18 protein-coding genes are annotated in these 21,195 nt (G+C 63.5%); 7 read left to right on the top strand and 11 right to left on the bottom strand.

Features of this window, described 5'->3' with window-relative positions:
* Window positions 1-131 precede the first annotated feature (131 nt).
* The 9 genes from FB481_RS14655 to FB481_RS14615 all read right to left on the bottom strand — a co-directional run bounded on the left by FB481_RS14655 (window position 132) and on the right by FB481_RS14615 (window position 9,883).
* Window positions 132-1,742: a gamma-glutamyltransferase family protein gene (locus tag FB481_RS14655; protein ID WP_147176878.1), complete on the bottom strand. Its 1,611-nt coding sequence runs from the start codon at window positions 1,740-1,742 to the stop codon at window positions 132-134.
* Entirely contained in the window at window positions 1,736-2,533 is a 798-nt protein-coding gene (locus FB481_RS14650; protein WP_147176877.1) for an amino acid ABC transporter ATP-binding protein, read from the bottom strand. Before FB481_RS14650 ends, FB481_RS14655 begins: the two co-directional genes overlap by 7 nt.
* Window position 2,534: 1 nt before the next feature.
* Window positions 2,535-3,305: an amino acid ABC transporter permease gene (locus FB481_RS14645; protein WP_093505284.1), complete on the bottom strand. Its 771-nt coding sequence runs from the start codon at window positions 3,303-3,305 to the stop codon at window positions 2,535-2,537.
* A gap of 10 nt (window positions 3,306-3,315) precedes the next feature.
* On the bottom strand, window positions 3,316-4,122 hold the full coding sequence (locus FB481_RS14640; RefSeq protein ID WP_147176876.1) for an ABC transporter substrate-binding protein: 807 nt from the start codon (window positions 4,120-4,122) through the stop codon (window positions 3,316-3,318).
* 77 nt (window positions 4,123-4,199) lie between these two features.
* Window positions 4,200-4,868 carry a GntR family transcriptional regulator gene (locus FB481_RS14635; RefSeq protein ID WP_147176875.1) on the bottom strand — a complete coding sequence of 223 codons (669 nt, stop codon included), beginning with the start codon at window positions 4,866-4,868 and terminating at the stop codon, window positions 4,200-4,202.
* 287 nt (window positions 4,869-5,155) lie between these two features.
* A complete protein-coding gene (locus tag FB481_RS14630; RefSeq protein ID WP_147176874.1) occupies window positions 5,156-6,595 on the bottom strand; it encodes an amidase in 1,440 nt (479 codons plus the stop codon).
* 57 nt (window positions 6,596-6,652) lie between these two features.
* A complete protein-coding gene (locus FB481_RS14625) occupies window positions 6,653-7,879 on the bottom strand; it encodes an MFS transporter (RefSeq protein ID WP_147176873.1) in 1,227 nt (408 codons plus the stop codon).
* Window positions 7,880-7,889: 10 nt separating this feature from the next.
* Window positions 7,890-8,819 (bottom strand): transporter, encoded by a 930-nt coding sequence (locus FB481_RS14620; RefSeq protein WP_147176872.1) that lies wholly within the window; start codon window positions 8,817-8,819, stop codon window positions 7,890-7,892.
* Window positions 8,820-8,878: 59 nt separating this feature from the next.
* Window positions 8,879-9,883 carry a helix-turn-helix domain-containing protein gene (locus FB481_RS14615; RefSeq protein ID WP_147176871.1) on the bottom strand — a complete coding sequence of 335 codons (1,005 nt, stop codon included), beginning with the start codon at window positions 9,881-9,883 and terminating at the stop codon, window positions 8,879-8,881.
* Window positions 9,884-10,149: 266 nt separating this feature from the next.
* Between FB481_RS14615 and FB481_RS14610 the strand changes: the two genes are divergently transcribed.
* From FB481_RS14610 to FB481_RS14580, 7 genes are all read left to right on the top strand, one after another.
* On the top strand, window positions 10,150-11,328 hold the full coding sequence (locus FB481_RS14610; protein WP_147176870.1) for an MFS transporter: 1,179 nt from the start codon (window positions 10,150-10,152) through the stop codon (window positions 11,326-11,328).
* A gap of 409 nt (window positions 11,329-11,737) precedes the next feature.
* On the top strand, window positions 11,738-12,310 hold the full coding sequence (locus FB481_RS14605) for a fimbrial protein (RefSeq protein ID WP_147176869.1): 573 nt from the start codon (window positions 11,738-11,740) through the stop codon (window positions 12,308-12,310).
* Window positions 12,311-12,377: 67 nt separating this feature from the next.
* Window positions 12,378-13,073, top strand: a complete 696-nt coding sequence (locus FB481_RS14600) for a molecular chaperone (RefSeq protein WP_147176868.1) — start codon at window positions 12,378-12,380, stop codon at window positions 13,071-13,073.
* Window positions 13,074-13,102: 29 nt separating this feature from the next.
* The gene (locus tag FB481_RS14595; RefSeq protein ID WP_147176867.1) at window positions 13,103-15,709 is read left to right on the top strand and encodes a fimbria/pilus outer membrane usher protein; all 2,607 of its coding nucleotides are present in this window, start codon (window positions 13,103-13,105) and stop codon (window positions 15,707-15,709) included.
* Between the two features lie 3 nt (window positions 15,710-15,712).
* Window positions 15,713-16,624: a fimbrial protein gene (locus tag FB481_RS14590; RefSeq protein WP_147176866.1), complete on the top strand. Its 912-nt coding sequence runs from the start codon at window positions 15,713-15,715 to the stop codon at window positions 16,622-16,624.
* Between the two features lie 7 nt (window positions 16,625-16,631).
* Complete coding sequence (locus FB481_RS14585) at window positions 16,632-17,099, top strand: fimbrial protein (RefSeq protein ID WP_147176865.1); 468 nt, start codon at window positions 16,632-16,634, stop codon at window positions 17,097-17,099.
* A complete protein-coding gene (locus tag FB481_RS14580; RefSeq protein WP_147176864.1) occupies window positions 17,096-17,578 on the top strand; it encodes a fimbrial protein in 483 nt (160 codons plus the stop codon). The genes FB481_RS14585 and FB481_RS14580 overlap by 4 nt, the downstream gene beginning before the upstream one ends.
* On the opposite strand, the gene FB481_RS14575 is transcribed toward FB481_RS14580, so the two are convergent.
* Both FB481_RS14575 and FB481_RS14570 read right to left on the bottom strand, forming a co-directional pair.
* A complete protein-coding gene (locus FB481_RS14575) occupies window positions 17,579-18,226 on the bottom strand; it encodes a response regulator (RefSeq protein WP_147176863.1) in 648 nt (215 codons plus the stop codon).
* Between the two features lie 30 nt (window positions 18,227-18,256).
* Complete coding sequence (locus tag FB481_RS14570) at window positions 18,257-21,154, bottom strand: response regulator (RefSeq protein WP_147176862.1); 2,898 nt, start codon at window positions 21,152-21,154, stop codon at window positions 18,257-18,259.
* Between the last annotated feature and the right edge of the window lie 41 nt (window positions 21,155-21,195).

Below are 21,195 nucleotides of genomic sequence, written 5' to 3'. Positions count from 1 at the left end.
ATGGGATTCACCCATCCTACGGTCTACCACTACTTCGCCGTCAAAGCGTTAAGTTCGAGCCGATAGCTCGTGAACCGACTCTAAAAAAACGGGCCGCCATTGCGGCGGCCCGGGTATTTCAGAAAACGGCGTCACCACACGGCGATATGGGAGTCCGCGCGTGGCTCGGTGCCGCCGCACAGCACGCCGGTTTGCGGATCACGCACGATGATCTGCCCGCGGCCGTAGTCGGTGGAGTCGCATTCCACATTGACCTGGTGGCCCATGCGCGCCAGGGCCACAGCCACGTCACGCGGGGCTGCCTGTTCGATGCCGACCTTCTTGTCGCCCTGCCACTGCCAGCGCGGTGCATCGAGTGCGGCTTGCGGATTTAGGCCGAAGTCGACCAGGTTCATGACCATCTGCACATGGCCCTGGGGCTGCATGTAGCCGCCCATCACGCCGAACGGCGCGACCGCTTCGCCGTCCTTGGTCAGGAAGCCGGGGATGATGGTGTGGAAGGTTTTCTTGCCGGCAACCAGGGCGTTGGCGTGATTGGCGTCCAGGCTGAATTCCTGGCCGCGGTTCTGCAGGGAGATGCCGGTGTCCGGCACCACTACGCCGGAGCCGAAGCCGTGGTAGTTGCTCTGGATAAACGAGATCATGTTGCCTTCGCCATCGGCGGCAGCCAGGTAAACGGTACCGCTGGCGTGCGGGTCGCCGGCTTCCGGCTTGATCGCGCGCTCGCCAATCAGTCTACGGCGGCGCTCGGTGTAGCCCGGGCTGAGCAGGTCAGCTACGGCGACGCGCATGTGCTCGGGGTCGGTAATGTGATGCAGGCCGTCGGCGTAGGCCAGCTTCAGCGCCTCGATCTGGCGGTGCCAGGTTTGCAGACTGTCACGATGGTCGAACTCGAAGCCCTGAAGAATCTGCAGGGTCATCAGGGCGACCAGGCCCTGGCCGCTCGGCGGGATTTCCCACACGTCATAGCCGCGGTAGTTGACGCTGATCGGGTCGACCCAACGCGGCTTGTAGCCTTGCAGATCTTCCTTGCGCAGGTAGCCGCCGGCGGCGCGCGAGGCCTGGTCGATGGTCTCGGCGAGCTCGCCGCGGTAGAAGCTCTCGCACTGGCTGTCAGCCAGCGCCTGAAGGGTGCGCGCCTGGGCCGGGTTACGGAACAGCTCGCCGGCCTTTGGCGCGCGGCCATCGATCAGAAAGGTGTCGAACCAGGCCTGCATGGCCGGCTCGCGGCGCGCGGTGTATTCGTCCAGCGTCACCTGCCACTGGTGGGCGACCACTGGCGACAGCGGGAATCCATCGGCAGCCAGGCTGATTGCAGGTGCCAGCAGGTCGGCGAACGGCAGGCGACCGAAGCGGCGTGACAGTTCGGCCCAGGCCGATGGGCAGCCCGGCACGGTGACTGGCGTCCAGCCGTACAACGGCATCTCCTTGTGGCCGGCGGCCTTGACCGCCTCGATGTTCAGAGCCGCTGGCGCGTGGCCGCTGGCGTCCAGGCCGTGCAGCTGGCCCTTGACCCAGACCAGCGCGAAGGCGTCACCGCCGATGCCGCAGCCGGTGGGTTCGACCACCGTCAGTGCGGCAGCCGTGGCAATGGCGGCGTCGATGGCGTTGCCACCGCGGCGCATGATGTCAATACCGGCCTCGGCGGCCAGGGGTTGCGAAGCCGCCACCATGCCGCGCCGGGCGAATACGCTCTGGCGCTGCGAAGCATAGGGATAGCGGTGGGCAGAAAAACTCAGCATGCGGTTACCTCCGGCAGTACGCGACTCAGGAACGCCCGCGTACGCGGATGGCTGGGTGCGCTGAAAATTTGTTCGGGCGGGCCTTGTTCGATCAGTTCGCCCTGGTCGAGCACCACGACGCGGTCGGCCACTTCCCGGGCGAAGCCCATTTCATGGGTGACCACCACCATGGTCATGCCCTGTTCGGCGAGCTGCTTCATCACCTGCAGCACTTCACCGACGGTTTCCGGGTCCAGGGCGCTGGTCGGCTCGTCGAACAGCATGGCTTGCGGCTTCATCGCCAGGGCGCGGGCGATGGCCACGCGCTGCTGCTGGCCGCCGGAAAGCATCGACGGGTAGTGGTCGGCCTTGTCGGCCAGGCCTACCTGCTTGAGCAATTGGCGGGCGTGTTCCAGGGCCTGGGCCTTGCTGACACCGAGTACCTGGGTCGGCGCCTCGATGATGTTTTCCAACGCGGTCATGTGCGGGAACAGGTTGAAGCGCTGGAACACCATGCCGATGTCGCGGCGCTGGCGGGCGATATTGCGCTCGCTGTCGCGCACCAGCTTGCCGCCCGGGCGTTCGCGATAGCCCATGGGTTGGCCGTTGACGCGGATACGCCCGCTCTGAATTTCTTCCAGCAGGTTGATGCAGCGGATGAAGGTGGTCTTGCCTGAACCCGAGGCACCGATCAGCACCACCACTTCGCCGCGTTTGACCTGCAGCGACACGCCCTTGAGGATCTCCAGGTCGCCGTAGGCCTTATGGATATCCAGCGCTTCGATGACCAGATCCTGATTACTGCTCTGCATCTCAACGTCCCCTCAAGAGTTTTGCCGTGTAGCTGCCGAACATGCGCTTGGAGGCCGTGGCCGGGCGCCGGTCGGATTGCCCGAAGCGGCGCTCCAGCCAGGTCTGGAAGAAGCCCCACAGGGTGGTCAGCGCCAGGAAGTAAATGGCCACCACCAGGTACAGCTCGAACACCCGGAAGGTCGCCGAGGTGATCATCTGCGTGCTGAGCAGAAGCTCCTGCACGCCGATCACGCTGACCAGGGTGGTGTTCTTGAGCATCAGGTTGAACTCGTTACCCAGCGGCGGAACGATGATCCGGAACGCCTGGGGCAGCACAATGCGGCGCATCAGCTTGCCGAAGGTCATGCCCAGAGAGCGGCCGGCCTCGTACTGGCCCTTGTCCACGGCGCCTATACCGGCACGCATGATCTCCGCCATGTAGGCGCCCTCGTTGAGGCCCAGGGCGATGATCGCCGCCTGCAGGTTGCCCGGTATCACCACCCAGCCCAGGTCCAGGTCCTCGAAGCGGAAGATGCCGCCCGCCGCCAGCGCCGTGTACAGGAAAACGATCTGCACCAACAGCGGAGTGCCGCGCATCAGCCACACGTAGAAGCGTGCCGGTGCCTGGATGAGCGGGTTGCTCGACAGGCGCATCAGCGCCGTCAGCAACCCGATCACGCAGCCCAGCGCCATCGCCAGTACGGCGATGACGCAGGTCATCCACAAGGCACGCAGGTACACATCACTGGGTTGCAGCAGGTATTGCCAGAAGATGTCCCAGTTGAAATTCATCGTGCCGCCCTCAATCCAGCGTGTCGCCAGGGATGTGCCATTTGGTCAGCAGCGCCATGTAGCTGCCGTCGGCGCGCATGTCATCGATGATCTGCTGCACGGCGGCAGACATCTGCTGGTCGTCCTTGCGCACACCAATGCCGGTGAGGATGCGGCCGAACGCCGGCACGGCTTCCTCGAACATGTCCGGCGCCATCGCCGCGTAGTAGCCCGAGGTTTCCACGGTGGTGCCGTAGGCATCGACCTGGTTGATGCGCAGCGCCTGGAAGGCGTCGGTGTCACTGTTGTAAACCGCCAGTTTCATCGGCGCTTTACCGTCCTTGGTCAGTTTGTCGTTCTCGGCTTCGAGCAAGGTCTTGATGGTCGAGCCGTTGAGCACCGCGACCTTCTTGCCGGACAGGTCGCCCATCGCCTTGACGCCCTTGGGGTTGCCCTTGGGCACCACTACCGACTGGCTGGAGTACATGTAGTTGACGATGTCGATCACCTGGCGGCGCTCGGGCTTATCGAAAAGCTGGTCGACGATCAGGTCGCACTGGCCGGCCAGCAGCGCTGGGATGATTCCGGAGAAGGGCGTGACGCGCCACGACACTTCCTTGTTGCCCAGGCGCTTGGCGATCTCCTCGCCCAGCTCGATGATCATCCCGGTTGGCTTCTGCGCCGCGTCGAAGGAAGCCAGCGGTGGGGAATCCATGCCCGAACAATACGTCAGCTTATTAACGTCCTTGAGGCGATCTGGAATGACCGGTGCAGCAGAGGCCAGCGAGGCGGCCAGGCTGAGGGAAATTGCGGCGGCTAGAGAGCATGTTAGGCGCATGGTGGTACTCCGTTTGCTGTGATCGAAAGGGCAGCAGTGAAGTGGGATGAGAGGCAGTCGTTGGCGACCGTCCGTTGTTATTGTTCGGTTTGCAGGAACTGGGTCAGGGCCGGCAAGGTGCCCTCGATGTGCTCGCGGATCACCCGTTCGGCCAGGTCGGCATCGCGGGTGCGCAGGGCGTCGAGCAGCTTGTCGTGTTCTTCGCGGTCGCTGAGCGGCTTCTCGCCGTGTTCGATCCACAGGCGCATCGGTGCCTCGGTCAGCGAGTAGAGCGCGATGATCTGCTTCATCAGCCGCGGGCGCTCGGCGATGCTGCACAGGTATTCGTGAAAGATGCGGTGGCGCGCGACCCATTGGGCGGCGTCGTCGCGGCAGTCGTCCATGTCGTCGAGCAGGCGCTCGAGCAGGGTCAGGTGGCGCTCGGTTACCTTGCTGACCGCCACGCGGATCGCCAGGCCTTCAAGGGCGCTGCGCATCTCGAAGACTTCGCTCATTTCCTCGATATCCAAACCACTGACCACCGCACCGCGGTTGGGGCGCAGGGTGACAAGGCCCTGGGCATCCAGGCGGCGAAAGGCTTCGCGCACCGGCATGCGGCTGGTGCCTATCTCTGCAGCGATGTCCTCGGCCACCAGCCGGTCACCCTTGCGGTAACGCCCCGCGCAGATCGCGCCGAGCAGGAAGTTGTACGCCTCCTCTTCGGCAGTGACGGGCGGGCGCTGGGCATAGAGCGGAACAGTCAGCATGGCGGCAATCCTGAATAAATGTATCCAATTATCCGTTTATCCAATAAGGCAAAACGCGGGCCAGGTTTGGAAAGCTGAATAATTCGCGAGGGATAACAGAGAGTTAGGCGAAGACCGTGGATTTTTCGTAGAAAGCGCGGTGATGAGCGTGTCACCAAATGAAGCACGCTGGGTGCCGATTGCTCACTTAGTGGGCGTTTTGGTGGCAGAGCGGAGCGGGAAATGTAGATGTATCGATGGGCTAGGTGTTGCGGGTATCGCCTTGCGGTCGATACCCGCAGTACCCCTCAGCGGCGCTGGGCGCTTACGGGGGGCACGCGGCCGGCCCAGGGTTGGGCCTGTTCCAGCTGCGCCGCGAGGGCGAGCAGGGTGCCTTCTTCGCCGAAGCGGGCGGCGAAGTGCGAGCCCAGGGGCAGGCCGCCGGCGGTCCAGTACAGCGGCACCGACATGGCCGGTTGGCCGCTGGCGTTGAACAGCGCGGTGAACGGCGAATAGCTGTGGAAGCGGTCGATCAGGGTGGCCAGGCTCAGGCTCTCATCGAACGGGTCCAGGGTGCCGATCAGCGGCGGTTCGCGGGTCAGCGTCGGGGTGAGGATCAGGTCGTATTCGGTGAGAAAGGCGGCCAGGCGCCGGCCCAGCATGTGAATGCTGGCGACCGCATCGGCGTAGCGAGCACCGCTGGCGTTGCCCTTCTCGCGCAGGATGATGCGCGTGCGCGGCTCCAGCTCTTCGAGGCTGACCGGCGCGCCGCGCATCTCGCCGACCAGGGTGACGTAGCTGCTGGTGCTGGCGCCGATGATGTCGAACACCTGATCGAGAAAGGCCAGGGCGTCGACCGGCAGGCTGGCGTGCTGCACATGGTGGCCGAGGGATTCACACAGCTGGGCGGTGTGGCGCACCGCAGCCAGCGCCTCCGGGCCGGTGGTCCAGGGCGTCAGGTGCTCGACCAGGGCGATGCGTAGCGGGCGCGGCGGGCGGCGCAGGCTGTCCACGAAGGGCTCGTGCTGCCACGGCGCAGCGTAGGGCGCACCGAGGTCGGCGCCGGCGGTGATGTCCAGCAGCGCAGCGCTGTCGCGCACCGACATCGTGATCGCGTGGGCGGTACTCATGCCCGCCCAGCCTTCGCCGGTCAGCGGGCCGCTGGGCATGCGCCCGCGGCTGGGTTTGAGGCCGAACACGCCGCAGCAGGAGGCCGGCACGCGCAACGAGCCACCGCCGTCATTGCCATGGGCGAAGGGCACCACCCGGGCAGCGACCAGTGCCGCTGCGCCGCCGCTGGAGCCACCAACGCTGCGCGCGGTGTCCCACGGATTGCGGGTGGCGCCGAAGCGGGTCGACTCGGTGGTGTAGGAGGTGCCGAATTCCGGCGCCGTGGTGGTGCCGATGAACTGGCAGCCAGCCTCGCGCAGGCGGCTGACCAGGGTGTCGTCCAGCCCCATGCGTGCTTCGCCGAGTGCCAGCGAGCCGTTACTCATCCGCGCGCCGTCCAGCGGTGCGAACAGATCCTTGATCAGCGTCGGCACGCCGCGAAACGGGCCATTGCCGAGCTTGGCCTGGCGGGCGCTGTCGTAGAGTTTTTCGGCTACTGCGTTGAGCTGCGGCTCGACCTGTTCCAGGCGCGCGATGCTCGCTTCGAGCAGCTCGCCGGGGCTGACCTCGCCTTTGTCGACCAGGCCGGCCAGGCCGGTGGCGTCGTAGTGATCCATCAGGGTGTGAATGTCGCTCATGGCAAACCTCGGCTAGTGAGTAACGCCCGCTGGCACGCCAGCGGGGCAAAGGGAAATTCAGGGATGGGAGACGACGGGCGCGGCGCGTGGGCCGACCAGTGCGGCGACCAGCCAGATGGCCGCGCAGGCCAGGCTGGCGGCGGCCAGCCAGCCGATGGCGTCGCGCAGGTCGTAACCCAGTGCCGTCAGCGTGGCGACCGCCAGCGGGCTGGCGAACTGGCCGATGTACAGGCAGGCGGTGAAGCCGCCCAGGCCGCGGCCGCGGGTGGTGGCGCTCAGGGCGTTCATTACCGGCGCCATGGCGTTGGGCACCAGGAGGCCGACGCCAAGGCCATGGACGACCACCGCGATCAGCATGTCCTGATAGCTGCCAGCGTGGATCAGCAGCCACAGACCGGTGGCCATCAACCCCAGCAGCAAGGCATTGCAACCGGGAATGCCAAGGGCGCGGCGCAGCAGCGGCCAGGCTATCGAACCACCGAGGCTGGACAGCAGGCCCAGGCCGGCGCAGGCGCCGATCATCGTGCTGGAGGTGATGCCCATGCCCGCCAGCAGCAGCGGCGACTGCACCGGCACCACCACGGCCAGCACCATGCCGCCGAGAATCAGCAGGTAGCCGACCACCAGACGCGGGATGGACACCGGTGTGTCGTCCGCCTCGAGGCTGCTCGCCACCCGCACCGGCGGTTCCCAGAGCACCCGCAGCATCGCGGGAATCAGCAGCAGCGGCAGCAGGTACAGGTAGAACGGCAGCCGCCAGGACTGCTCGCCCAGCGCGCCGCCGATCACGAAGCACAGCGAGCCGACCAGGCCGATGGCGACCACCTGCAGGTTGATCAGACGCATGCGGTCCTCGCCCTGCCAGTAGTCGGCGATCAACGCGGCGCAGCAGGTCATGATCGCCGCCTCGGCGCAGCCGAACAGCAGTCGCGCCCCGACGATATGGCTGAGGTCATCGAGCAGTGCCGGCAGCACGCCGAGCAGCGCGTACATCAGCGTGGCGATGACCAGCAGCGCCTTGCGACCCACGCGGTCGGCGATCCAGCCGGCCAGCGGGGCGAACAGCGCGATGGCCAGGGCCGGCCCGGTGATGGCCAACGGCACCAGCACATCGGCGCGCGGCTCCAGCGGGCCGAATTCGGCGCCGAGCTTGGGCAGGATGGGCGCGACCATCACCGAGCCCATGATGGTCAGGCTGCTGCCCAGTACCAGCACCAGCCCTTCACGGCGGGTCACGGCCTGGCGTGCGTTGCCTTGGGATGACACGGAAGATTCGATCGTCATGGCGGCCACCTCAGAAGCTGTACGCGACGCGCAGCGCGACGTTGTAGCCTTCGCTGCGGTTCTCGGCAACGAACTCCTTGTAGGCATGCAGCCATACTGGCGGCAGACCGGGTTTGAAGAAGCTCACGGCCGGGCCGACGGCGATGACCCGGGCGCGGTTGCCGGTCTGCAGGTTGGGCGCGTCGTCATCGCTGATCTGCTGGTAGTAGTAACCGCCCAGGCCGACGGTCCAGGGGCCGACGTGCTGGCCCACGGCGAGCTCGTGGCGGTACTCGGTGCCGCTGCGGTAGTCGGTGGCGTGGTTGCGGCTGTTGATGTCCAGCTGCTGGCTGGACGACACCTCGAAGCCGCCGTCGCTGATCCAGGTGGCGTTGAGCACCGGCGAGACGGTCCAGTGATTGAGGCCGGGGGAGATCAGCCGGTCCTTGTCGTAATCGCCGGTTGGCGCCTGAATCTGCAGGCTGGTATTGACGAACAGGTTGCGCGAAACGTCCCACTGCAGGATCAACGGGGTGATCTGGGTGTCGGCTTGGCGGAACACTTCCTTCTCGAAGCGCAGGGGGCCGAACGGGGTATCGACCTTGAGGCGAGCGTCCATTTGGAAGAACGGCTGGACGATGGCGAAGCCGTAGCGGGCGCCGAACAGCTGCTGGTCGGTCATGCGGATGTAGGCCACGCCAAGCGACAGCACGTCCAGCGAGAAGGCGTTATTGACCTTCCTGCCGTCGCCATCCTTCAACTGGTTGGTAGAGTAGTAGGCCGCGCGCACGCCCAGGGTGCCGAACGGCGTGGGCGGCGGCGTCATGCCGGCACCGAAGTCGTTGAGCCCGGCGGGCGTGGTGGGTGCCCCGTTTTCCGTGGCCTGGGCCTGGCTGCCGAGCAGCAGGGTGGCGCCGAGAAGGGCGGAGAGATGAACGAGTGACGCACGGCGAACCGTCATGGCTGACCCCTTTTATTATTGTGTGGGAGGTCAGCCTAGGGCGGCTTCAGCGCCTGCCGTTATCCGTTTTCAGCACAGTATTGGCGAGCCTGACGCAAGGTCTCCGACGGCTTGCAGCCGAACAGCTGGCGGTAGTCGCTGGCGAAGCGGCTCAGGTGCCAGAAGCCCCAGTTGGCGGCGATGCTCTGTACCGAATCGGCCTCGCTGGCGTGGCGCAACTGGCGGTGCACGGCGTTCAGGCGGATGGTGCGCAGGTAGGCGATCGGGTTGATGCCCAGCGCTTCCTGAAAGCAGTACTGCAGCTTGCGGCGGCTGGCGCCGATCTGGTTGCACAGCTCGAGAATGTTGATCGGCCGCTCCGGATGAGCCAGGGCGTAATCCCGGGCGCGGTCGACCATGCGCCGGCGCGCGCTGGGCGACAGCGAGTGGTCGTCTTCGCTGTCGATCAGCTCCAGCAGATGCATGATCACCGCATCGCGGATGGCGCCGCGGATGGTGCCGTGGTCGAGTAGCGCGGCGCCGGGCGCCTGCTGGTCGAGCACGCTGCTGAACAGGCTGATCAGCTGCTGCTGGTCGGCCTGGCCGAGCAGTTGGTAACAGCGCGACAGACGCGTCAGGTCGAGTTCGCGCTGTTGCTGGTGCAGGGTGCGCTGCAACGATTGCTCGTCGATGGCGATGCACACTGCATCCAGATCGCCGTGCACGCGCAGTTCCGGCAGCTGGGCACCGTGGCCGATCAGCAGGCTCGGGGCGTGAATCGAATGGCCCCCGCAATGCACGTGCGGGTCGGCGCAGCGCATCGGCAGGGCGAAGACGATCGCGCCGGGCCAGGTGGCCGCCTGCTTGAGCATCGCCTGGTTGGCGCGGTCGCGGATCAGCTGCATGCCGTCGAGCTGCACCTCGAGTATCTCGCCGCTGAAGCGGCCGGCGCTGAGCTGGTCGTAACGCAGCTGCCAGCCGGACAGTTGCGCGTGTTCCTCGATATCCTGAGAGCGCCGGTAGCGGATTGCCGAAGGCGGCGCGGATTGAGGCGAATCGGACATGGTGACCAGAGAACTGTGCATTTTCGAAACCTCTACTGCGGTTCGATGCGGTTGCTCTCACAATAAGGCAATTTCCGTTCCGTAAAATCGATTAATGATTAACAATGTTAACTTGTGCCGAAATGGGATAGCCGACTACGGCGAGCCGGAAGGCTGAGCATGCGTGAAGTAGGCGTCTAGATCGCACCATTGCCGTTGGGCATGAGCGGTATGCACCGCGTTCATTTGACCCTCGCGGCTTGAATGCATAGGGTGGCGACCCGTTTTTTCCAGACTCAAGGTCGCCCATGTCCGCTCGTCCCAAACTGCCGTTCACCATCTACCTGCTGGGTGCGACGATCTTCTCGCTGGTCACGGCCGAATTCATGGTTGCCGGCATGATGCCCGCCCTGGCCGAGGCGTTTTCGGTGAGCCTGGGCGAGGTCGGCAACCTGATCGCCTTCTACGCCCTGGGCATGGCGCTCGGCGGCCCGCCGGTGACCGTGCTGCTGCTGTCGCGCGGCATTGGTAGCAAGCCGGCGCTGGTCGGCTTGCTGGCCGTGTACGTATTGGCCGGCGCGCTGGCCGCGGCGGCCACCAGCTACCCGGTGTTGGCCTTGGCGCGGATCATCATGGGTGTGTCCAGTGCGGCCTGCATCGGCCTGTGCATGACCCTGTGCGCGGCGATGGTCTCCAACCAGGAACGCGGCCGCGCGGTGTCGGTGGTGCTCGCCGGGCTGATGCTTTCGCCGGTGGCCGGCGTGCCGATGACCGCCTGGATCGAGCAGCATTACGGCTGGCGCGCCAGCTCCTGGGCGGTGGTCGGCCTGGCGTTGACCTGCACCCTGCTGGCCGCCATGCGCCTGCCCAAGGGCGAGGCCGGTGGCGAAGCACGGCTCGGCGAGCAGATCAAATCCCTGCGTACCCGCCCGTTGTGGGGCGCCTACCTGACCAGTGGGCTGATCATCGGCGCGACCTTCGCAGCCTTCAGCTACTGCACGCCGATCCTTATTCAGGAAGTCGGCCTGGCGCCTGGCCAGGTCGCACCGATGCTGGCGCTCTACGGCGTGGCCAACCTGATCGGCAACATGCTGGTCGGCCGCGTCGCCGACAGCCACACCATCGGGGTGGTGGGCCTGGGCCTGGCCATGATGGTGCTGGTGATGAGCATCTTCGCCCTGGCTGGCGACAACCTGTGGCTAAACCTCACCTGCTTTATCGCCATCGGCCTGACCGGCGTGGCGCTCAACCCGGCGATGGTCGCCCGAGTGATGAAGGCCGCCGAGCCCGGCGCGCTGGTCAACACCCTGCACACCTCGGTGATCACCGCCGGGCTGGCATTCGGTAGCTGGGCTGGTGGTGCCGCCATCGAAGCCGGCTATGGCCTGCGGGCGCCGCTGTGGGTTGGCGCTGCCATCGCGCTGGTGGGGCTGCTCAGCGTTATTCGTCCGCTGGCCAGCCGCCGTATGGCCGCCAACTGCGCCTAAGCGATTTCTTATCGATAACGCTGTGCGCTGCTCTCAGCTCGATCGCTACGTCTTGCAGCGGCCGAGCTGTCAGAGCTTCCTCTGCTAATCGGCGTTCTGCCCGTAGGTCCCACAAAAAGTATCGGCACTCGGCGATGCTTAGCTAAGAGTCAGATTGGCAAGCCGCCTGTGGCTAAGGCGCCACAGTGCTGCCCCGCCTGATCTTCGCTCGGAAGCCTTTCAGCCCTAGATCCTTCAGCTATCTGCTGCGTCACAGTCTCGCCCGGCAACACGCAGGTGCCCAAGCCTGAGCGCGGGCAATCGACAATTAAGATCCGTCTGATACGCCGTTCAGCGACGGCAATGCACCATGGTCTGGCTTACCGATGAGGTCGGCAGTCAACCATCCAACCGTAAAAGGGGCATTGCAATGCTGAACACTCTGAGCAAACTCACCCTCGCCTGTGGCGCGACCTGCCTGTTGGCCAGTACCGCTTCTTTCGCCGACAGCGGCCAGATCGTCTTCAATGGCTCGGTTACCGACAACGCCTGCACTATCGCCACCTCCGACATCACCAAGTCGGTCACGCTGGACCCTGTGCGTATCGCTGATTTTGGTACGGCAGTCGGCTCCAAGGCCAAGCCTAAGAACTTCTCCCTGAGCCTGGAAAACTGCAGCATCGATGCCAAGCAGAATGCATCCATCACCTTCAGTGGCCAGCCGGATAGCAGCGATCCGACCCTTCTGGGCTTGACCGGCGAAAACCAAGTCAAGGGTATTGCCATTCAGATCGACGATGCGCGCAACGGTAGCAAGGTTGCGCTCAATGCCCCGGTCGAATACGCCCTGCGCAAGCAGAGCAACACCTTTGACTTCACCGCCTCCTACGTGCGTACCGCCGCCGATACGGTGGTCGGTTCGGGTGACGACGCCGTGACCACGCCAGGCATCGGCACTGGTCAGGTCAACGCCCTGGCGACGTTCGACGTGACCTACCGCTAAGACCTCTTCCTGCTTGCCGCGGGTCGCGTTCAACGGCGTGCCCCGCGGATTTCAAAGGTTATCGATCATGGGTTTGAAATTCTTGCTGTCTCTGCCGCTGCTCTCTCTGTGGATATCGTTCAGCGCCGACGCGGCGGTGATGGTTGGCGCCACTCGCCTGGTCTATGACGGTGCCTCTAAAGAGGCCAACCTTGCCGTGAGCAATCGCGGTGATGATTCGCCGTTCCTGGTGCAGTCCTGGGTGAGCCGCTACAACGGCAGTGAAGCCAGCGTCGACAGCTTTATCGTTACGCCACCGTTGTTCAGGCTCGACGCCAACAAGGAAAACATCCTGCGCGTGGTGTTCACCGGCGGAGCCGATGTGCCTCAGGACCGCGAAAGCCTGTACCTGATGAATATCAAGGCGATTCCGGCCATGAGCGACGATCAGCGTGACAAGAATGTCCTGCAGATCGCGCTCAAGACCACCATCAAGCTGTTCTACCGGCCGGCAGGCCTGCAGGGCTCGCTCAAGGAAAGCGTGACCCGGCTGAACTGGGCTGCGAAGGCAGGCACGCTGTCGGTCGACAATCCCTCGGCTTTCCACCTGGTGATCAGCGAACTGAAAGTCAACGGCCAGGCCATCGACGGCGCTGTGGATGCGCTGCGTCCTGGTGAGCACCGCGAGTTCTCCGTCAAGGCCAAAGCCGGTGATGAGATCGCGCTCGGTTACATCGACGACTACGGCACCCATATCACCGCCCCCATCGTTCGTCTGCACTGATACGCCTTACCCGCCATCCAGGAACTTCCATGTCTGCTTCGCTCCCATTCATGCGCCGCCGCGCCGTGAAGGCCGTCGGCTGCCCGCTGGCAGCCGCACTGGCCCTTCATCTGGTGCCAGCGCAGGCGGGCTTTCAGTTCGATCCGACGTTTCTGGAGATCGGTGGCGGGCAAGGTTCGGCTGAGCTCCAGCAGCAGATCGGCGTGATGAGCGAGGGACAACTGCCGGGTATTTATCGTGTGGATATTGCGATGAACCAGCGTTTTATCGAGCGGCGCGATATCCGCTTCGTGCGTGTCACAGAGCGCTCCAGCCAGTCGGATACAGGCCTGTTTCCCTGCCTGGATGCCGACTTCTTCCGTAGCCAGGGAGTCGCCGAGCAGGTGCTGGCCAAGCGCACCGATAGCGACCCGAGCTGTCTGGCATTCGATCAGGGCCTGGCCGGCGTGAGCTACGACTACGACTTCAATCAGCAGACCCTGTCGATCGAGGTGCCCCAGGCCTACCTCGGCGATATTCCCTTCGAGGTTCGGCGCCGCCAGTGGAGCAGCGGCGAGCGTGTGGCCTTCACCAATTACTCAGTGTCCGGAAGCTCCGTCCAGGCTGAAACGGGAAGGCGTCAGGATCAGTTCGCCAGTTTGCGCAGCGGCGTGAATGCCGGCGACTGGCGTTTGCGAAACTTCTCCACCTGGCGTCAGGGCAGCGGCACACCGGGACGTTGGGAGTCGCTGGAAACCTATGCCCAGCGCGACATGGGCGACATGATGGCAATCGCGACCGTTGGCGATGCCACGACCGAAGGCGATCTCTTCGATGCCATCCCTTATCGCGGCCTGGGAATAAGCTCTGACCTGGAGATGCTGCCCGACAATGCTCGAGGCTTCGCTCCGGTGATTCGTGGCATCGCCAATGGGCGCTCGCGGGTGATCATTCGTCAGCGCGGTTATGTGATTCATGAGCAGTGGGTGCCTTCGGGGCCTTTTGCCCTGACGGATCTGTACCCGACGGCCAGCAATGGCGACATCGAGGTCACTGTGGAGGCGGCTGATGGTCAGCTCCAGGTCTATACCCAGTCGTTCTCGTCGGTGCCGTACATGCTGCGTGAAGGGCAGCACACTTATTCCTTGTATCTCGGTCAGTATCGCCCGGCGACCAGCGCCGACCAGATTGCCCCGACGTTCGTGCAGGCGACCCTGCGCCGCGGCCTGGCGAATGGCACCACGTTGTTCGGTGGCAGTTTGCTCAGCGATGGCTATGGCGCCGGCCTGTTTGGCATTGCCCATGACTTCGCCGGTTTCGGTGCGGTGTCCGTCGACCTGACCCACGCCCGCGCTACCGATCTGGGAGCGAATCTGTCCACGGCCAGTGGTCAGTCGTTGCGCTTTCGCTACTCCAAGTCGCTGGCGCTGACCAATACCACGTTCAGTCTGGTGGGCTATCGCTACTCCACCAGCGGCTATTACGCCTTCAGCGAGGCGATCAACAGGCGTATCGAGGCCCAGGCTACTCAGCCGTATCGCGCTGCGGACAACTGGGTGGTGCCGGCGGCTCGTTATCGCAGCGGCCATATGAAAAGCAACTTCAACGCGAACATCTCCCAGCAACTGGGCAGCTTGGGGGCGATGTACGTCAACCTGTCCAAGACGGCTTACTGGGCAAGCGAGGCTGCCGACCTGAGCATGCAGATGGGTTACAACTTCAATGTCGGCAACATCTCCTATTCGTTGGGCGCCGGCCTGACTCAGGGCCAGCGTCAGGACCGCAACCTCACGCTTAGTGTCAGCATGCCGTTGGGCGGGCCGGGCAATCGACGCCTTTCGGCCAGCACCAACCGCAGTACCAGCGGTAGCACCGCTCATATGGCGACCCTCAGCGGTAATGCCTTGAAGGATGACCTGCTGGCCTACAGCGCCAGCGTGTCCCAGCGCAGCAGCGCCGAGCAGCGCACGGTCGGTGGGGCGTTCGCAGCCCAGTACGACGCGCCTCAGGCGATCTTGCGTGGTGGCTACAGCCAGGCCGGAGAGAGCCGGCAGATCGACCTGGGCATCGAGGGCTCCGTGCTGGCCTATGACAACCACCTGATCCTGGGGCAGCCCCTGGGAGAGAGCAATGTGATCGTCGCAGCTCCGGGCGCGGCAGGCGTGAGCCTCACCAACAAACGTGGCGTGCGGACCGATGGCAATGGCTACGCCGTAGTGCCTTCGGCCATGCCGTACCGCAAGAACCGGGTGTCGCTGGATACCCAGAGTATTCCCGAGAATGTCGATATTCAGCAGTTGGTGCAGGAGGTCACGCCTAATCGTGGCGCCTTCGTGGTGGCCGATTTCGAAACCCGAAGCGGTCGGCGGATCCTGTTTCGTATTCGCGACGGCCTGGGCCGGGTGGCGCCGTTTGCGGCCACTGCGGAACTGGTCGCGGCCGACGGCCATTCACTGGGCAGCACCCTGGTGGCCGACAACGGCCGGGCGTTCCTGACCGGCGTACCGCCGCAGGCGCGCCTGCAGGTCAGCGTCGGCGGTCAGCCCTGGTGCAGCAGCGAGTTGCATCTCGACGACGAGCAGGCTGCCGACGGCATCACCCAAATGAACTTTCAATGTGAGCGCACGCCGGATACGGCTGGCGCCGAGGATGCCTGACACATGAATACCAACAACAAGCCATTCAACCGGCGGCGCCCGCTGTCGGCACTCCTGCTGCTGGTTCTGAGTTGGCTGTGCGCCGGCCAGGCTCATGCGTTGATTGACGGCAGTATCAGTTGCAGCGTCTCGGGCCTTCCCTATAACGGCTATACCTTCGAGCCAGGCGCTGAAATAAAAATCCCGTTCAGCGGCAACTGCCAGGCGATCCGGGTGTTTCCCTATGGCGCCGGGCTCAATCACGAGCTGTACCTGACCTCGGGCAGTGGCGTGCAGTTGCAACTCTATGACCCGATTCCGAACATGTATCTCACGGCGTTGCCGCTAGGTAGCTATGGCGGCAACTGCTTCAATCCACGTTGCGCATACATGGCGCCTGGGGCTGCTTTTTCCTACACCTTCTATGTTGTGGGCCGGGCACCAATGTCGCCTGGTGTTCGCCAGGTCAAATTTCGCGTGGGGTATACCGCGATTGGCTACCCGGCTTACGCGGAGTGGCTGTATGAGTACAACTTCAAGTTAACGGTCGCGTCCACCAGTTGCAGCGTGTTGTCGCCCCAGTCGGTCGACCTGTCGTTCGGCAGTATCAGTGGGGCTGACCTGAGCAAGCAGTCGCGGTCGACCAGCATTGTCGTCAATTGCCCGGTAAGCAAGTTGGCGGGTGTTTATCTGGTACCGAGCCAAGGTGTGGTCAACGCCAGCAACGGTATTTCGCAAACCACCCTGTCAGGTCTGAACATGCAGGCGTTGTGGAGTGATACCTCCCGCCCGGTGGAGTTGAGTACCGCTCGTAACATGCAGCTCTTGGCGGGTAATAACGCGTTGAACCTGACCTTCAAGCCCCAACTGGCATCTTCGCAGTCGCCAGCTGGTGCATTCCAGAGCCAGTACACGCTGGTCATCAACTACCTTTGAGGCTTCCATGAAAGTACTCTGGCTTGCGCTTTGTTTCTTCTGTAGTGCTGTGAACGCTGCAGACATGGTCAATATCACCGTAAGTGGCACCCTGAAGCGACCACCTTGCACACTGAGTTCGTCGACAACCTTAAAGGCCGAATTCGGAGACGTGCGCACAGATCAGGTTTCCGAGACCGGGACGAAAAACCTGCCTGTGACCCTGAATTGCCCAGCCGGCTCGTCGCTGAAGGTCGGCTTCAGCTCCACCAATGGCACCTATACCTCCACGGTTGCCAAGACCACTGTCGATAACTTGGGGGTGTCCTTGCTGTGGGCCGACAACTCCGCAGCCAATCTGCAAGGCACGACCAAGACCTATAGCAACCTCAGCGGGACCGTGAACCTCAGCCTCAAGGCGCAACTGGTCAAACGCGGTGATTTGTCGCCTGGGCAATTCAGTTCGGCCATGGTCATGACGATCACTTACCTATGAGAGCGTTGTTCTGGATGCTACTGGCGGTATCGGGCAGCGTGTTGGCGCAAGCCGCGGATACCACCCAGGTTCAGGTCAACGGCAAGCTGGTCACGCCACCCTGTCGCCCTGGCTTCGCGACCTCGATGAACGTGAAGCTTGAAGAGGTCAGCGTACGCCAGTTGCTCGATGGCGATGCTCGCGTCACCGAGGTTCCGCTGACCTTCGACTGCCGTCCTGACAGCCGGGTGAGTCTGGTGCTGTCAGCCGGATTGGGCAGCATCGACACGCAGACCTTGCGCACCAGCCGCGAAAACCTCGGGTTGCGCCTGATGGGTGTCGATGGCAAACCCGGCATCAGCCTGGGGCAAACCAGTAGCTGGACAGTGGGCAACGACCCATTGCAGTTGACCCTGCGTGTCAGGCCGGTGTCATTGGGCGAACTGCCAGAGGCCGGTGCCTTCAGCGCAACCCTGTTGATGCAGATTCTCTACCTCTGATCACTGGAACTGCCTGGCCTCGATGCAGTAGGTCAGCAGCGCCTGGTCACTGTCCGCTTCCAGCTTGCGCATGGCCGATATTTTCTGCGCGCTGACGGTCTTGTTGCTGCGGCAGAGTTGCCGGGCGATGTCGCTGACGCTCATACCGGTGACGAACAGGCGCAACACCTCCAGCTCCCTGGGCGACAGCTGCTCAAAGCGCTCTTCCACATGATGGGGGTTGGCGATCACCGAGTGGCTCTCGGCACCAACGCTTTTGTAATGGCGCTGCGCGCTGAGGGCACTCAGTGCCTTCTCTATTTCGTCGTGCAGATGATTTTTCTGAATCACTCCCGCTACGCCGAGCTCCTGCAGGCGCGTGAGAATCAGGTTGTTGGAAATCATGGTCAGTACCAGCACCTGGGTCTCGGGAAAGTGGCGCAGTATGTACTCGATGAGTTTCAAACCATCGCCATAGGTCGAGTCGCCCGGCATGTTGAAGTCGGTGATCAGCAACTGCGGTCGATGTTGGCGCAGTTGCTCGACCAGCTCACTGGAGTTGATCGCTTCGCCCACCAGGCGGTAGCGCGAATCGCGCTGGACGATCTCGCGAACGCCCAGCAGCACGATGGGATGATCGTCGGCGATGACCACCTTCAGTTCAGGCATTTTGCGCTCTCTTGTCTACGAAGTTGATGATCAAGACAGTTCGCTCTGCAGGCATTGGGCCACGGCCGTCAGTCGGTCGCAGAGCAAACGGATCTGCTGGCTCGCCTGTGCATCGAGCGGGCCTTGGTGCAGCGCGTTCTCCCATCGTTGGCAGGCAACGTACAACGCCTCGGCGTGCACGCTCGCCAAGGCACCGCTGAGGCTGTGCAGGCGCTGGCGAACCTGAAGTCCGTCACTGCGTTGCAGGCCTTCCTCGACCTGCTGGACGTCAGTCAGCAGGGTGTCGGCCATCAATTTGCGCATGTCTGCGGACAGCTCTATCCAACCGTCACGGTCCTTTTCCCGCTCTGGGGTCGGCAGTGAAAGGCCGCTGGCCCGCTTGCAGTGCGACAATAGCGTCTGGCGCAGCAGACTCATGCTCAGTGGTTTGACCACCCAGGCGTTCATGCCTACGGCCAGGCAGCGCCGGCCCTCTTCGCGCAGGGCATTGGCGGTAACGCCGATAATCGGCACCTGCACGCCCTGCTCGCGCAGGGCGCGTGCCAGATCATAGCCATTGAGACGCGGCATGTTGATGTCGGTGATCACCAGATCGAACGGCTGCGTGTTCCATATCTGCAGCGCCTGTTGTCCGTCGCGGGCTACGGTAGGCCTTGCACCCAGGGCTTCGAGTTGCTCACGCAGTACGGCCTGGCTGACCGGGTTGTCTTCGACCACCAGTACTTGCACGTTCAGACAGGGCGCATCCATGCCTGGCAGCATCGGTGTCTGATCTGCTTGCGCTGCCGGGCCGTGTAGCACCGGCAAGGTAATGAGCAGCGAGAAGCTGCTGCCCAGGCCCGGTTCGCTGACCACCCGCATACTGCCGCCCATCAGTTCACTCAGGCGCGAGCAGATCGACAGGCCAAGCCCTGCGCCATTGCCGTCCTGACCCGCAGCGACCTGGTAGAAGGGCTTGAATAGCTGTTCCAGTGCCTTTTCCGCAATGCCGACCCCGGTATCGGTGACCTGCCACTGCAGGGACACGCTGTCATCATTCAACTCCAGAGCGATCAGGCGCAGGCGTACCCGACCAGAGTCGGTGAACTTGATGGCGTTGCCCAGCAGGTTGTGCAGGATCTGCCTGATTCGTCCCGCGTCGCCTTCGATCTGGCGTGGCACCTGTGGATCGATTTCCGTATCGATCTGCAGGCCCTTGTTGCGTGCCGTGGCGGTAAAGCCGAGAACCGCTTCCTCGACCAGTTGGACGGGGTCGAACGGCGCCATTTCCAGGGCCATTTGCCCGGACTCGATCTTCGTCACGTCGAGCACGTTGCTGATCAGCTGGAACAGTACGGTGGACGAACCCTGAATGATTTCCAGGTACTGGCGCTGGCGTTCACTCATGTCGGTGAGGCCAAGCAGTTCCAGGTTGCCGAGCACGCCATACAGCGGCGTACGGATCTCGTGGCTCATGGTCGCCAGGAACACCGTCTTGGCTTCGTTGGCGGCCGTGGCCTGGCGACGGGCCTGGTTGAGATGCAGCGTCTCATCCACATGACGGGTGATGTCATTGCAACCGCAGAGATACACGTCCTGGCCCTCGTAGCGTGCGGCGACTACCACGACCTGCAGGTAGTGCTCGCCGACCTGCAGGCACATCTCTCCCGGTGCCTGCTCGCCGTGGTTGGCCTCCAGTACCTGCAGCAATGAGTCGGTAGCGCCCAGCTGTGCGGCACGCTGGTTTTCCAGCAGCAGTTGCCCGTCGCTGCGCCGTATCACGTACAGGCCCACCGGGGCGTTGTGTAGCATGATGCGGTTGAAGGCCTCGCTCTCGAACAGACGGTCCTGGGCGCGTTGAGCCGGGATGACGATACTGGCCTTGTACCAGCGGTTGATCAAAATGCCGACGAGTACGGCGGCGATGAAGGTCAGGATCAGACCCAGCAACGGCCATTTGGCGTAGCGTAGGAAATCCTGGTAGCTGATCGCATACAGGCCGGTCCAGCGCTCGCCGTTGGTCGAGGCCATCTTGAATCTGAGGCCCTGGCTGGTAAAGCTCAGGCCCATAGGTGCCATGTCGTCGGTCCCCAGATCACCGAGCACGATGGTGCCGTCGGGGGCAATCAGCGTGAACTGGTTGTAGACCGACAGGCGCAGCACGCGCTCGAATTCGTCGACCTGGGCGGTATCCACGACGACGGCGAGGGTCAGCAGGTCGTCGGGAGTGGTGTTGGCCAGGAGTGCCTTGGCGGCATCCACGGTGATCATCGCGACGATGCTGCGGTGATCCTGATAGAGACGCAGCGGTGCCCGGCTCCAGCGCACCTGCCGATCATTGAGGTCGGGCATGCTACGTGTCAGCTGGCGTAGGCGGTCGACCACGGTCGCGTATTGTTCCGGCAGCAAGGGCAAGTGCTGGCGCTGGTCGTTGACGGCTGGTATCGCCAGGCTGGCCTGCCCATTGGGCGCCATGACGAACAGTTGCGGCGATGCATAGAAGGATGCTGCCCAGAACCCGCCGTAGTAGTCGGTCAGTTGCACGCCAAACGCCAGTGCCCGACCGATGTCCTCCTTGTTGAAGCTGTTCGCGTGGGACAGGCTGAACGGCATCGATAGTTCGAAACCCTTGGCCTTGAGCAGTTCCTGGCCCTCAGAGGGCTGAGATTCAATGACCGTTACCGACTGAACCGACTTGAGTGCCGGAAGGTCGCTCTGCCGATAGCCTGTGGCAACGTTGCGCAGAAAACTTTCGTGTTCGTGGACGATCTCGATCACCCGGGCGAAATGGAACTCCACACGCTGCTGCTCGGCCTCCAACAGCCGTGAAATCGCCCAATAGCACGTGCTGCATAGCACCAGTACGAGACCGGTCAGCAACAGCAGTGCCTTGTTCAGGCGTTGGGAGCTTTGCGCCAGCTTGTCCAGGCGCAGGCTTGCATGTTTCATGTTGAATATCGCTCGACTTGAGAGGGGCGGGAGCCAGAGCG

The sequence above is a fragment of the Pseudomonas sp. AG1028 genome, assembly GCF_007993955.1.
Lineage (GTDB): Bacteria > Pseudomonadota > Gammaproteobacteria > Pseudomonadales > Pseudomonadaceae > Aquipseudomonas > Aquipseudomonas straminea.
Note: the sequence above shows the minus strand (reverse complement) of the source record. Positions and strands in the feature narration are given on the sequence as shown.

Excerpts from the sequence above, each read along its gene's own strand:
- FB481_RS14570 (WP_147176862.1), bottom strand. The coding sequence starts at position 21,154 with ATGAAACATGCAAGCCTGCGCCTGGACAAGCTGGCGCAAAGCTCCCAA.
- FB481_RS14595 (WP_147176867.1), top strand. The coding sequence starts at position 13,103 with ATGTCTGCTTCGCTCCCATTCATGCGCCGCCGCGCCGTGAAGGCCGTC.
- FB481_RS14645 (WP_093505284.1), bottom strand. The coding sequence starts at position 3,305 with ATGAATTTCAACTGGGACATCTTCTGGCAATACCTGCTGCAACCCAGT.
- FB481_RS14640 (WP_147176876.1), bottom strand. The coding sequence starts at position 4,122 with ATGCGCCTAACATGCTCTCTAGCCGCCGCAATTTCCCTCAGCCTGGCC.
- FB481_RS14630 (WP_147176874.1), bottom strand. The coding sequence starts at position 6,595 with ATGAGCGACATTCACACCCTGATGGATCACTACGACGCCACCGGCCTG.
- FB481_RS14635 (WP_147176875.1), bottom strand. The coding sequence starts at position 4,868 with ATGCTGACTGTTCCGCTCTATGCCCAGCGCCCGCCCGTCACTGCCGAA.
- FB481_RS14605 (WP_147176869.1), top strand. The coding sequence starts at position 11,738 with ATGCTGAACACTCTGAGCAAACTCACCCTCGCCTGTGGCGCGACCTGC.
- FB481_RS14655 (WP_147176878.1), bottom strand. The coding sequence starts at position 1,742 with ATGCTGAGTTTTTCTGCCCACCGCTATCCCTATGCTTCGCAGCGCCAG.
- FB481_RS14625 (WP_147176873.1), bottom strand. The coding sequence starts at position 7,879 with ATGACGATCGAATCTTCCGTGTCATCCCAAGGCAACGCACGCCAGGCC.
- FB481_RS14575 (WP_147176863.1), bottom strand. The coding sequence starts at position 18,226 with ATGCCTGAACTGAAGGTGGTCATCGCCGACGATCATCCCATCGTGCTG.
- FB481_RS14600 (WP_147176868.1), top strand. The coding sequence starts at position 12,378 with ATGGGTTTGAAATTCTTGCTGTCTCTGCCGCTGCTCTCTCTGTGGATA.
- FB481_RS14615 (WP_147176871.1), bottom strand. The coding sequence starts at position 9,883 with ATGCACAGTTCTCTGGTCACCATGTCCGATTCGCCTCAATCCGCGCCG.
- FB481_RS14590 (WP_147176866.1), top strand. The coding sequence starts at position 15,713 with ATGAATACCAACAACAAGCCATTCAACCGGCGGCGCCCGCTGTCGGCA.
- FB481_RS14610 (WP_147176870.1), top strand. The coding sequence starts at position 10,150 with ATGTCCGCTCGTCCCAAACTGCCGTTCACCATCTACCTGCTGGGTGCG.
- FB481_RS14580 (WP_147176864.1), top strand. The coding sequence starts at position 17,096 with ATGAGAGCGTTGTTCTGGATGCTACTGGCGGTATCGGGCAGCGTGTTG.
- FB481_RS14585 (WP_147176865.1), top strand. The coding sequence starts at position 16,632 with ATGAAAGTACTCTGGCTTGCGCTTTGTTTCTTCTGTAGTGCTGTGAAC.
- FB481_RS14650 (WP_147176877.1), bottom strand. The coding sequence starts at position 2,533 with ATGCAGAGCAGTAATCAGGATCTGGTCATCGAAGCGCTGGATATCCAT.
- FB481_RS14620 (WP_147176872.1), bottom strand. The coding sequence starts at position 8,819 with ATGACGGTTCGCCGTGCGTCACTCGTTCATCTCTCCGCCCTTCTCGGC.